This is a genomic window from Aminobacterium sp. MB27-C1 (assembly GCF_030908405.1).
Lineage (GTDB): Bacteria > Synergistota > Synergistia > Synergistales > Aminobacteriaceae > Aminobacterium.
Map to the genome: position 1 here is coordinate 1,045,806 of NZ_CP133089.1, position 12,359 is coordinate 1,058,164.

Below are 12,359 nucleotides of genomic sequence, written 5' to 3' on the forward strand. Positions count from 1 at the left end.
ATAATAGTTGCAGATCCTACGGGTTTTTGCTTTGGCGTACGTAGGGCTATTGAAACGCTAGAAAAAATATTAAAAGAAGAAGGCCCCGTGTATTCTCTTGGGATGCCGATACACAATCCACAAGAAGTAGAGAGACTTACGAAGAAGGGCCTTGTTGTTGTAGACTCTCCTGACTTAATCCCTCTTGCATCACGTACATTTGTTCGAGCTCATGGGGTATCACCTGAATTGTTAAAATCTCTTCATGAACGTTGCACACAGGTAACTGATGGAACATGTCCTTTCGTAAAAATTGCACAAGAACGGGCCAAAGTTTTAGCTCAAGAAGGTTTTGAAGTTTGTATTGTTGGAAATGGTAACCATCCGGAAGTTAAGGCTCTTAAGGGAATCGCTGGAGATAAATCTTTTATCATAGATAGTAAAGAGTGTGTTATAAATGTTGGTAAAATCTCCAAAATAGGGGTAATATCTCAAACGACACAAGATAGCAGAGATTTTGCTGCAATTGTTTCAGAGCTCGCGCTCAAATCAGAGGAAATGCGCGTCTACAACACAATCTGCAATGCAACTCGTGAACGTCAGGATGCGACACGCAAATTAGCTCAACGGGTAGAAGGCATTATCGTAGTAGGTGGTAGAAACAGTGCCAATACCGGGAAGTTATACGAAATTGCTCGCTCTACCGGAGTTGATGTTGTGTGGATAGAACACGCTGAAGAATTAGACAGGAGGTGGTTACTGGATAAGGCGCGAGTAGGAATTACAGCCGGAGCTAGCACTCCGGATTGGCTGATTAATCAGCTAAAAAAAATTATGGTCATCACGTAGGTAGCCAAGGGGGATGGAAGGTTATGATGGAAGAAGAAAAGATGAACAATGAGCTTGAAGCAAATGAAAACCTTGAGAGCATGGAGTCAATGCTCAAAAATTACGAGGTAGAAGAAATTCACAAAGGTAAAGTTGTCACAGGAACAATCGTCGGAGCTAATGATGATGGTTGGTTGGTTGACGTAGGATATAAATGTGAAGGTTTTCTTCCTCGAAGAGAATGGACTCATAAGATATTGGTTGAAGAGGACGAAGAGCCTTCAATTAACGATGAAATCCAAGTGCAGGTCATCAACGTACGACATGGCGAAGATGCTCAACTTTTAGTGAGCCGCTGGCGTTCTGAATTCGACAGACGATGGGCAGAGTTAGAGTCATATTTGTCTTCTCATGAACTTATATCTGTTCGGGGTCTTCGTAAGGTTAAAGGCGGATTGATGGTGAACTGCTTTAATCTCGAAGGGTTTATTCCCATCTCTCACTTAGCTGAGGAAGGACGAGGAGTTAACCCGGGTAAATTTGTTGGAGAAGTTTTTGATGTTAAGCTCTTAGAAAAAGATCGTCGCAAGAGACGTCTTGTTCTTTCAAGAAGATTGCTTGTTGAAGAGGCTGTTGAAGAATTGCGAGATAAATTCTATGCAACCGTTTCCGAAGGTGACATTCTTGAAGGTAAAGTAAGTAGCATTACTTCTTTTGGCGTCTTCATTAATCTTGGACCTATCGATGGTCTTGTTCATATCAGCGAGCTTTCTTGGAAACGCAATGTGAAACCCAAAGAAGTTGTTAAAAAGGGCGAAACTGTCAAAGTAAAGGTCATTGGCATTGACAAAGATGAGAATAGAATTTCTCTAAGTATTAAGCAGACACAGCCCGATCCATGGAGCATCGTGGAAGAAAATTGGAAAGCCGGAGATCGTGGTACAGGCATAGTTACCAACGTAACCGATTTTGGCGTGTTTGTTGAAGTTGAACCTGGCGTTGAGGGCCTTATCCATATTGGCGATTTGAGCTGGGCTCGTATAAAACATCCAAGAGATGTTCTCAGAAAGGGTCAGGAAGTTGAAGTTATGGTGCTTGAAGTCGATGCTGAGAAGAAACGTATGAGCCTCGGCTATAAGCAGCTTCATGATCCCTGGTCTGGAATTGAAGATCGTTATTCCAAAGGACAGGACATTACAGTAAAAGTGGTAAGACTTGCTGATTTTGGTGCTTTCGTAGAGATAGAGGAAGGTGTTGAAGGACTCATTCACATCTCTCAACTTAGCACAAAACGTGTAGATAAACCTGAAGATGTTTTATCTGAGGGCGAAGAAGTTTTGGCGCGAGTTATTGAAATTAATCCGGCAGAGCGGAGAATGAGACTTAGTATTAGCGCCCTTTACGAAGAGGAAATAAGAAAGAATCGTGAAGAAGAGAAGAAAAAACGTCTCGCTCAGAAAGCTTCTGACGAAAATAGAAACAAACAGCAGCCAGCGTTCCACGAAGAGGAACCTTCCGTTACCATCGGAGATGTTTTAAAAGATTTTCTTAATCGTTAAAATATAAAAGGGGCTGCTGGTTTCAGCAGCCCCTTTTACTGAATATAATTTTGAAAAGTTGCAATTTGAAGGAGCGAGTTTTTTGAAAAACTTACAAATAAGAACGTATCCAGATCCTATACTTAGAAAAGAGACGGAACCTGTCGAAATATTTGACTCTGAACTTATGGATTTAATTGAGGAAATGAAAGTTATTATGCTGGAGTCGGATGGAGTTGGGCTTGCTGCTCCACAGGTTGGTTTGTCAAAAAAACTTGCCGTAGTTTTCTATGATGATACTCTTTATGTTCTTATCAACCCGGTTTTACTATCCAGCGAAGGAGAGCAAGTTGGAGAAGAAGGTTGTCTAAGCTTCCCTGGTATCTTTGGAAATGTAAAACGTTCTCGAAATGTCGTTATAGAAGCATATAACGAACATGGAGAAAAAAGGAAGATTGAAGCCGAAGGATTTCTTGCCCGAGCTTTTCTTCATGAAATGGATCATTTAGAGGGAAAACTACTTATAGATCATTTTTCGCCACTAAAAAAGAACATCATTCGTAAAAAAATGAGACAATACGAAAAGGAAGAACGTAAACGATGACAATGTGGTTTATTGGAGCAGGACCATTCGCTGCTTTATGCCTTGAGAATCTTACATCTGAAAATGTGCGTTTTGATCGGATTATTACAAGTATGCCTACTCGCGCTGGCAGGGGTATGAAAGAAACGATCTCTTGTGTAGAGGAGACAGCCCTGAAACTCGATTTAACGGTTTCCAGAACGAACAAACTTTCTCAGGATGAGATTATTACAAATGCACTCTTAACGTCTCCTCCTGATGGTATTGTTGTCGTTGACTTTGGGCAAAAAGTAAAAGAACCCTTCTTAAGTACTCCTAAAATGGGATGTTTGAATATCCATCCTTCATTATTACCTCAGTATCGTGGAGCAGCTCCCATACAGAGAGCAGTGATGGATGGTCAAGAGAAAACAGGGGTAACTGTGTTCAGATTGGTAGAGGAAATGGATGCCGGTCCAATCTGGGGGCAGACCAAAATTGTGATTGATCCGAACGAAACATCGGGAGATTTATTTAAGAGATTAGCTAAAGAGGGTAGCAATTTACTGAAAGTAGTTGTAAAATCTTATAATGATGGAACTAATAAGACTACGCTACAAAATTCTGAACTTGTCTCTTATGCTTTAAAAATAGAAAAAAGTGAAACTCAGCTTGATTGGAATACCAATGCATGGTATTTTCATAATAAAGTGAGAGCTTTAAATCCTCAGCCAGGTGCCTTTATTCACTACAAAAAACGTCGACTAAAAATTTGGAAAACAACTGTTCATGAAGAAGCTGGAACTCCTGGCGAAGTTCTAGATTTCATAAATGGATTTCCTCTTATAGCCTTAGGGAAACAAGCTGTTCTTCTTCTTGAAGTTCAACCTGAAGGACGGCGAGTTCAATCAGGGGCAGATTGGAGCAGGGGCATTCATTTGAAGAAAGGAGACAATCTACGTGAATAAGGTTCACTCCCACCTTGCAAACTTGATTCGTCGTTACCAATGGCCCAAGGCAATAGCCGTAACGGGTGCTCTCGGTTCTGGAAAGACAGAATGGGTTTTAAATATGGCGCAAGGACTTCAGGCTAATGGAGATAAAGTAACGATAGCTGATATTGATATTATCAACCCCTATTTTTGCATTCGCCAAGTAAGTGAGACTTTAGAAAAACAAGGATTATCTGTAATTACCATGCCAGAACAGGCTAAATGGCTTGATATGGCTCTTGTTACGCCCAAAGTAGATTGGGCCCTTCATGATGAAAGCTCCCGCCTTCTTATGGATATTGGTGGGGATGCGGAGGGAGCCTTGGCTCTTAAACAGTTCGAGCCTATTATCAAAAAAGTTGGTTATAGGCTTATTCTTGTCGTTAATGCTTTTCGCCCTCAAACTTCAACAGTTTCCAGAATTAAAAAAATGATGACTAAAATGGAAAGTATTTGTGGCCTTGAAATAAACGCACTCATTTGTAACTCCCATCTTATGCACGAAACAACCGCCCAAGACGCTGCAGAAGGAATTGAAACTGTTTATCAAGCAGGCCAATCTCTTGACCTGCCAGTTCTCTATGCTGGAGTCAATCCATCCCTTGTTTCTGATGTGAGTAAAATCTTGGGAGAAGGCTATCCTGTTCCCATATGGCCCCTGTCAAGATTTATGCTTCTTCCTTGGGAAGAAGGTTTTATGTGGTCTCGTCAATCGAATTAAAAGTGGAAGGGGTGTGTCTCGTAATGGCAAAAGGACGTATTAACGTTCTTGAGGAGTATTGTAAGAGCTGTGGTCTCTGCGTGGCTGCCTGCCCTGTAAAGGTGCTTAGGATATCAGAGAAGATCAATAGCAGAGGGCACAGACCGGTTGAGCAGTTTAAAGATGGGTGTATTGGTTGCTCTATGTGTGCAACTAGTTGCCCTGATGCAGCGATCGAAGTTTATAAGATCGTTGAAGGCTAACGTTTTCTGGAGGTGGAAATCTAATGGGACGCGTACTTATGAAAGGAACTGAAGCCATTGCAGAAGCCGCTATTCAGGCCGGCTGCAAGTTCTTCTTTGGATATCCCATCACGCCGCAAAATGAAATTCCTGAATACATGTCAGCCCATCTGCCAGAGGTTGGGGGAACCTTTGTTCAAGCAGAAAGTGAAGTGGCTGCAAGTTATATGATCATGGGAGGCGGTGCAACTGGGCATAAGGTAATGACAACGTCTTCCAGCCCTGGAATTTCTCTTATGTCAGAAGGTATCAGCTATATGGCTGGTGCTGAAATTCCTGTAGTTATTGTCAATGTTATGCGTGGTGGCCCAGGTCTTGGTGGTATCCTTCCTTCTCAGGCTGATTATCTTCAGGCTACAAAGGGTGGAGGAAATGGCGATTATAATTTGATAGTTTTGGCTCCTAGCACGTTGCAGGAAGCAGTTGATTTGACGCAACAGGCTTTCGAGCTTTCTCAACGTTACCGTAACCCTGTCATTATTCTTGCTGATGGCTTTATGGGTCAGATGATGGAAGCTGTTGAGATAAAAACTTATACAGATAAGAATGTTCCAGACAATACCACATGGGCTTTAGGGTATATGGGAGAAAGAAGAGGAAAACGAAGTTCTTTAAAGAGCTTATACCTCTCTCCGGAAGCCCTTGAGGATCATAATAGAGATCTTCAGGCAAAATACGCGAAAATTAAGGAGAATGAAGTTCGTTGTGAAACGTACATGACTGATGATGCTGAGTTGGTTATAGCTTCATATGGAACTACCGCACGAATTTCACGCTCCGTTATAAACTCTTTGAGAGAAGAGGGACATAAAGTGGGACTTATTCGCCCTATTACTTTATGGCCTTATCCCTACGATGAATTTGCCAAATTACCAGGATCGGTAAAACATATTCTTGTAACTGAAATGAACTGCGGTCAAATGGTGGACGATGTCAAGGTCGCGACTGGATGCAACATTCCTATTAGTTTTTATGGTCGCTCTGGCGGTATGTCGCCCTCAGTAAAAGATATAGAGATGCAGTGCAGAAAATTGCTCGGCCTGGAGTAGGGAGGGATATTACAATGAAAGAAGTTAAAGTGTATGAACGTCCCAAAACATGGATGCCTAAAGTCCATACCCACTATTGTCCAGGATGTGGACATGGTATCGCTCATCGCTTGATTTGTGAAGTTATAGATGAGCTGGGGATTCAGAATAATACAATAGGTGTAGCTCCTGTTGGATGTGCTGCTATGATGTATGACTATGTTGATACAGATTTCTGCGAAGCAGCCCATGGACGCGCTCCGGCAGTGGCAACCGGTTTGAAACGTGTTCGCCCAGATAAAGTAGTATTTACATATCAGGGTGATGGAGACCTTGCTTCCATCGGAACAGCAGAAATAATTCATGCTGCGAATAGAAGCGAAAATATTACGGTTGTGTTCATCAACAATGCAATTTATGGTATGACTGGCGGTCAGATGGCTCCAACGACGCTTATCGGACAAAAAGCAACAACATGTCCTCTTGGTAGAGATCCAAAGGTTAACGGATATCCAATCCGGGTGTGTGAGTTACTTAATGCCTTGGCAGCTCCTGCATATATTGAGCGCGTTTCCGTAGCGCAGCCCAAATATATAATTAAAGCAAAACAGGCTTTAAAAAAGGCTTTCCAATATCAACTTGATGGGAAAGGCTTTTCTTTTGTAGAGATTCTGTCCTCCTGCCCAACAAACTGGGGAATGAGACCTGTGGAAGCTTTTGAATGGACAGTAAATACAATGATGCCTTACTATCCACTCGGGTTGTTTAAAGATTACGAGTAGGAGGCAGACACGATGACTGAAAAAATGAATAAAAGCCTCATTGCAGCAGGATTTGGCGGACAGGGCGTTATGGTTCTGGGCCAGCTTGTGGCTTATACAGGAATAGCACAGGGGTTACACGTAACGTGGATTCCTTCATATGGGCCTGAAATGCGCGGTGGTACTGCTAACTGTGGAGTAGTTCTTAGTAGCGAAGAAATAGCGTCACCAGTTGTAGCAGAAGCTGATGCTGCTGTTATTATGAACCAGCCTTCTTTGACTAAATTTGAGAATTCAGTTAAAAAGGGTGGAGTTCTTATTTACAACAGTGATCTCGTTACCTATGAAAATCCACGAACAGATATACATGTGATAGCTGTACCTGCAAACTCTCTTGCAGTAGAACTTGGAAGTGACAAAGTTGCCAATATAGTAGCTTTGGGAACACTTGTTGAGGCTACTGGTATTGTTGAGAGTGATACGTGTATCGAAACAATTAAAGAAAAACTGGGGAAAAGAAAACCCAAGTTTTTACCTATGAACCTTGAAGCCTTTGAAAAAGGGAAGGAATTAGCCAGAAAGGTACTTGAAAAATAAATGAAAGATATCGGAAAAGTTCTATCACGAAATCTTATATATAGAGGAAAGATTTTAGACCTCAGAGTCGATAATATACGTCTTGCTTCTGGTCGTAAAACAATGAGAGAAGTGGTAGAACATGAGCCAGCTGTTGCCATAATTCCTTTAACAGAGGCAAATGAAGTGCTGCTGGTGAAACAGTACAGATATCCATTGGATCAAGAAATACTTGAGATTCCGGCTGGAATTGTTGAAGAGGGCGAAACTTTTAAAGATACGGCAATACGTGAACTTCAAGAGGAAATAGGTTATTATCCTGGTAAGCTTGAAGAGGTAGGGCGTTTTTATACTTCTCCAGGTTTCAGTGATGAAGTTATAGCGCTTTTCTTAGCCCAAAACCTTTCTCCTTCCTCTCTTGAACAAGATGAAGATGAGGATATTGAAGTGAAAGCTGTTCCTGTAAAAAAAATATCAGCCCTCTTAAAAGATGGATCAATTCGGGATTGTAAAACCTTTGGAGCTTTAGCCTGGCTTTTAAACTACCTAAACAATAACTAAAAAATAGCACAGGGAGGAGGGGCTGGTAAATCCAGCCCCTTTTTAATAATCATGTCGAAGTTAGATGAAGAACTATTACTTGATGATTTTCTTGATTACCTCTTTTTAGAAAGAGGATGTAGTGAAAATACTATTCAAGCTTACAATCGGGATATTAAGGCGTGGATAGATTTTTGTAACAAAAACAACAAACCTGCATACCCCCCTAATTCAACGATTTTAGAAAGATATCAACGTTACCTACATAATGAAGGGAAAAAACGGTCCTCGCAGCAACGTGCCATTGCTGCCCTTCGGTCATGGTTACGTTATCTTGATACGGAAAACATTGTTGATGAAGAGATTTCTTTGCCAACACTCCCTTATAAAGGAACGGATTTGCCTCGTATCTTAAGTGAAGGTGAAGTAGAGCGGATTTTAGAAGCGTGTGCTGGGAATTCTTTTTTTGACATCCGCGATAGAGCTCTTCTTGAAACTGCATATAGCTGTGGCTTGAGAGCCAGCGAACTTTGTGCAATATGTATAAGGGATATAGATTTTTCAGGTCGCACATTACGCATCTTGGGTAAGGGCGAAAAGGAGAGAAGCATACCCTTTTTAGGTGAAGTTAGTCGTCGCGTGCGTTTTTACATCGAAACGGCACGACCACAAAATTCTCGTTCCCAAGAAGTGTTTCTTTCTAAAACATCAAAACCATTACGGCGTGAAGATATATGGAGAATTATAAAAAAGAGAGGGAAGATCGCTGGAATAGCTACTTCACGTTTGTTCCCTCATATAATGAGGCATTCCTTCGCTACTCATTTACTAAGGCGAGGGATGGATCTTCGTACGTTACAAGAGCTATTAGGACATGCCTCTATTGCCACTACGGAAAAATATGTACATTTTGACCTGGAACTAAGAGACATATATGATAGGGCTCATCCACGAGCATAAATTCGGAGGTGTTCCATATGAGCTATAACGAAAATATTCTTGAAGCTCTCTCTTACATTCAAAAAAAAGTTTCTTGTCTTCCAGAGGCAGTTCTTGTCTTAGGTTCTGGACTTGGTGGTTTAGCAGATTCTATTGAGGATCCTATTATAGTTCCTTATAAGGAGATTCCTCATTGGCCACTTTCTACAGCCCCAGGTCATGCAGGGCGTTTAGTTTTTGGACTTTTGGATAATACGTATGTAGCTGTTATGCAGGGACGCATTCATTTTTATGAAGGCTATTCCATGAAAGATGTTACCTTCCCTGTGCGTGTTTTTGGAGAATGGGGTGTCCCCTATTATTTAGCAAGCAATGCCTCTGGTGGAATTAATCTCTCTTATCTCCCCGGTGATATGGTTATGCTATACGATCATATCAATTTTATGGGAACTAATCCGCTTGTCGGGCCTGTTATTTCTGCTAAAGAAGAAAGATTTCCCGATATGTCATATACCTACGATAGAGACATTCTTCGATTGGCAGATGAAGTTGCAAAAGAAAACAACTTGCTAGTTCATCGAGGAGTATATATAGCCTTTTCTGGCCCTTCGTATGAAACTCCTGCTGAAATTCGTATGGCTCGTGTTATGGGAGCCGATGTGGTAGGTATGTCTACCGTTCCTGAAACAATTGTCGCTCACGCCATGGGAATGAAAGTCTTTGCTGTTTCGTGCGTTGCTAATTATGCTGCAGGAGTAACGTCTCAAAAACTCTCTGAAGAAGAAGTGATAAGAGAGATGGGCAAAGCAACGGGAAAGCTGACAACATTATTGCGAGGACTTTTGCAAAAAATTGGTGATCTAAATGTTTGATATTCTCTCTTTTCTTGAAGAGAAAAGAGAAGGTATCTCTCATAAATCTGAGGACATAGAGTTCTTTGTTAACGAATTTCACAAAGGTAAAATCCCTGATTATCAGGTTAGCGCGTGGTTGACATCTGTTTTTCACAAAGGAATGAGTCAGCAAGAGATAAAAAGTTTTACTCTGGCTCTTGCTCACTCTGGGGACATTGTACCTTTTCCTCGCGGTTTTAATGCTGTAGATAAGCATAGTACTGGAGGTGTAGGAGACAAAACGACACTTATAGTTGTGCCTCTTGTCGCTGCGTCAGGTCTTCCTGTAGCTAAGTTGTCTGGTCGCGGACTGGGATTTACGGGAGGAACAGTAGATAAACTTGAGTCTATTCCTAATATGAATGTGCACCTTTCTACAGAAACTTTTTTAAAACAAGTAGAAAGAATCGGATGTGCAATATCTGGTCATTCCATGGAGTTGGCTCCAGCAGAGGGGAAATTTTACGCTCTACGCGATGTGACAGCTACAGTTCCTTCTCTTCCTCTTATCTGCAGTAGTATTGTAAGCAAAAAAATGGCGGGAGGAGCATCTAAGTTCGTTTTTGATGTGAAATGTGGGCAAGGAGCTTTTATGCAGACTTTTCCTGAAGCACGCGCCTTAGCTCAGGCTTTGGTCTCCCTTTCAGCATCGTTAAACCATCCAAGCATGGCTATTATAAGTGCTATGGATCAACCTTTGGGTGAATGGATTGGAAATAGTATGGAGGTATATGAAGCTATCAAAACACTTCAAGGAGAGGGGCCATCTGATACGGAGTTATTATCTTTACATCTCGCAGGAGCCATGATTGTTCTGGGTGGAAAAGCAACTTCTCTCGAAGAAGGAGTAGCAATTGCCCATGAAAATCTTGTAAATGGTCAAGCATTGCAAAAGATGGAAGACCTTATAGAGGCACAAGAAGGAGAGAAAAAAGTTTGTATTTCTCCAGAAAAGTATCTGAGACCAGCAAAAGAGAAATACACTCTTTATGCCTCAAAAAGTGGTTTCTTAGCTGAACTTAACGCCAGAAAAATAGGTGAGGGAGTTAAGAGAATAGGTGGGGGACGCACAGAACAAGGCGATCATATTGATCTCTCTGTATCTGTTCATTTACGAGCAAAACAAGGTGATTTTGTAGAAAAAGGTAATCCAATTTTTGATGTTTACTATACAGATAATAAAAAATTACAACGAGCTAAACCCTTTTTTGAACGTTCTATACATTTGGTTGACATAAAGCCTTCAATTCAAAATCTAATAATGGAGATAGTTTCTTAATGCAGAAAAAAAATCTTTTCTTTTTTAAAAACGTCGTATATTGCGTTATCGCTTTATTTTTTCTCGGGAATGTAGCTTATGGGGGTGAAATGAAAGTGCTGGCACCTTCATCTGTGAAGATAGGAGTTCCTTTTTTGATTCGATTTAAAACAGAAGCGACAGATGTTCAAGGAACTCTTTATTGGTGTGATCAAAAAATCCCATTGTATCTCGCAGAAAAAAACGATTTTACACAAACTCTTCTTTTGGGAACAAGTGTTAAAACTGCTGTGCCAGGTAGAGCAACGCTTCGTATTGAAACCCTTATGGGGAATGGTATAAAAAATTTTGCACTTCCTATTGAAGTTCTATTTAAAGCGTATCCTGAAGAACATTTATCGTTGCCACAAAAGATGGTTACGCCTCCTTCGGAGGTTATTCCAAGAATAAAACGTGAGCGACAGGAAGTACGGAAAGTCTTACTCGATATTAATAACGAGAACTACTTGGAATTACCTTTGCAAAAGCCAGTAATAGGAGACATTACAAGTACCTATGGAAAGAAACGTGTGCTTAATGGGCGTCCTTCTAATCCCCATACAGGAATCGATTTAAGAGCATCGATAGGAACGGAAGTACGTGCAGTAGCAAATGGAACGGTTACCCTTGTAGCTGATCATTATTTTAGTGGAAAAACTATTTATATAAATTCAGGTTATGGTGTTGTTGCAATGTATTGTCATCTCTCAGAATTTCTTGTGCAAACAGGAGATTCTGTCTCAAAAGGGGATATTATTGCAAAAACAGGAGTAACTGGTCGAATAACAGGACCACATCTTCATTTTAGTCTTGCGCTGCAAGGGCAACTTGTAGACCCTATATCGCTCTTTTCTCTTGATGAACAGACGTTTTTAGAGAAAAATAAAGAAGTTCTTTTTAACTGGTAGGAGGGTTGAGGATGAATAGTGAGGAGTATGCATATACGTCAATTATCGTTTTTTGTTTCATTGTTGATAAGAATAAAATTCTCTTGATACGAAGAAACAAGGAACCATACGCAGCGACACTTACTGTTCCTGGCGGAAAAAAAGAAAAAAGAGAAAGTCTTACTCAGGCATGCATTAGAGAAGTTCAGGAAGAAACAGGACTTACTCCATGTTCTCTTGAGCTAGCTGGTATAGTCCATAATTTTCAGGAAAACAATTCAAATGAGACTCTTACTTTTTATTTTACCTGCCGTTCATATTCGGGAGAATTAAGGAGCGGAGAAGAAGGAACAGTTGAATGGTTCGACATAGATGAAAGTTTTACCCTTCACGATGTGAACCTGTTCTATTTACAGATTGCACCATTTGTTTTTTCAGGCAAAAAAATCCCCTTTGAAGGTCAAATTGTGCTTTCTGAAGAAGGCGAAATAATACAGACAACGATTGATTATTTGAAAGCTTTATAAAGGTGAATGT

Annotated in this window: 15 protein-coding genes; all 15 read left to right on the forward strand. The window is 40.8% G+C overall.

Annotated features, from left to right (window positions below; all coding sequences use genetic code 11):
• Positions 1 to 3 precede the first annotated feature (3 nt).
• The 15 genes from ispH to RBH88_RS05100 all read left to right on the forward strand — a co-directional run bounded on the left by ispH (position 4) and on the right by RBH88_RS05100 (position 12,349).
• Entirely contained in the window at positions 4 to 828 is an 825-nt protein-coding gene (ispH, locus tag RBH88_RS05030; RefSeq protein WP_307880075.1) for a 4-hydroxy-3-methylbut-2-enyl diphosphate reductase, read from the forward strand.
• 23 nt (positions 829 to 851) lie between these two features.
• Positions 852 to 2,366, forward strand: coding sequence for a S1 RNA-binding domain-containing protein (locus tag RBH88_RS05035; RefSeq protein WP_213690168.1), 1,515 nt, complete (start codon positions 852 to 854; stop codon positions 2,364 to 2,366).
• 82 nt (positions 2,367 to 2,448) lie between these two features.
• A complete protein-coding gene (gene def / locus RBH88_RS05040) occupies positions 2,449 to 2,949 on the forward strand; it encodes a peptide deformylase (protein ID WP_213690167.1) in 501 nt (166 codons plus the stop codon).
• Positions 2,946 to 3,875: a methionyl-tRNA formyltransferase gene (gene fmt, locus RBH88_RS05045; protein ID WP_307880022.1), complete on the forward strand. Its 930-nt coding sequence runs from the start codon at positions 2,946 to 2,948 to the stop codon at positions 3,873 to 3,875. The genes def and fmt overlap by 4 nt, the downstream gene beginning before the upstream one ends.
• A complete protein-coding gene (locus tag RBH88_RS05050; protein ID WP_213690165.1) occupies positions 3,868 to 4,620 on the forward strand; it encodes a hypothetical protein in 753 nt (250 codons plus the stop codon). The genes fmt and RBH88_RS05050 overlap by 8 nt, the downstream gene beginning before the upstream one ends.
• A gap of 23 nt (positions 4,621 to 4,643) precedes the next feature.
• Positions 4,644 to 4,862 carry a ferredoxin family protein gene (locus tag RBH88_RS05055; RefSeq protein WP_213690164.1) on the forward strand — a complete coding sequence of 73 codons (219 nt, stop codon included), beginning with the start codon at positions 4,644 to 4,646 and terminating at the stop codon, positions 4,860 to 4,862.
• 23 nt (positions 4,863 to 4,885) lie between these two features.
• Positions 4,886 to 5,950, forward strand: a complete 1,065-nt coding sequence (gene vorB / locus RBH88_RS05060; RefSeq protein WP_213690163.1) for a 3-methyl-2-oxobutanoate dehydrogenase subunit VorB — start codon at positions 4,886 to 4,888, stop codon at positions 5,948 to 5,950.
• 14 nt (positions 5,951 to 5,964) lie between these two features.
• Positions 5,965 to 6,711, forward strand: a complete 747-nt coding sequence (locus RBH88_RS05065; protein ID WP_213690162.1) for a thiamine pyrophosphate-dependent enzyme — start codon at positions 5,965 to 5,967, stop codon at positions 6,709 to 6,711.
• Between the two features lie 12 nt (positions 6,712 to 6,723).
• A complete protein-coding gene (locus RBH88_RS05070) occupies positions 6,724 to 7,287 on the forward strand; it encodes a 2-oxoacid:acceptor oxidoreductase family protein (protein WP_213690161.1) in 564 nt (187 codons plus the stop codon).
• Positions 7,288 to 7,827 (forward strand): NUDIX hydrolase, encoded by a 540-nt coding sequence (locus RBH88_RS05075; RefSeq protein ID WP_213690160.1) that lies wholly within the window; start codon positions 7,288 to 7,290, stop codon positions 7,825 to 7,827.
• 51 nt (positions 7,828 to 7,878) lie between these two features.
• The gene (locus RBH88_RS05080) at positions 7,879 to 8,766 is read left to right on the forward strand and encodes a tyrosine-type recombinase/integrase (RefSeq protein WP_213690159.1); all 888 of its coding nucleotides are present in this window, start codon (positions 7,879 to 7,881) and stop codon (positions 8,764 to 8,766) included.
• A gap of 17 nt (positions 8,767 to 8,783) precedes the next feature.
• Positions 8,784 to 9,617, forward strand: a complete 834-nt coding sequence (locus RBH88_RS05085; RefSeq protein WP_213699376.1) for a purine-nucleoside phosphorylase — start codon at positions 8,784 to 8,786, stop codon at positions 9,615 to 9,617.
• Positions 9,610 to 10,917, forward strand: a complete 1,308-nt coding sequence (locus RBH88_RS05090; RefSeq protein ID WP_213690157.1) for a thymidine phosphorylase — start codon at positions 9,610 to 9,612, stop codon at positions 10,915 to 10,917. The genes RBH88_RS05085 and RBH88_RS05090 overlap by 8 nt, the downstream gene beginning before the upstream one ends.
• Entirely contained in the window at positions 10,917 to 11,843 is a 927-nt protein-coding gene (locus tag RBH88_RS05095) for a M23 family metallopeptidase (RefSeq protein WP_307880023.1), read from the forward strand. The genes RBH88_RS05090 and RBH88_RS05095 overlap by 1 nt, the downstream gene beginning before the upstream one ends.
• A gap of 11 nt (positions 11,844 to 11,854) precedes the next feature.
• Entirely contained in the window at positions 11,855 to 12,349 is a 495-nt protein-coding gene (locus RBH88_RS05100) for an NUDIX hydrolase (RefSeq protein ID WP_213690155.1), read from the forward strand.
• Positions 12,350 to 12,359 lie beyond the last annotated feature (10 nt).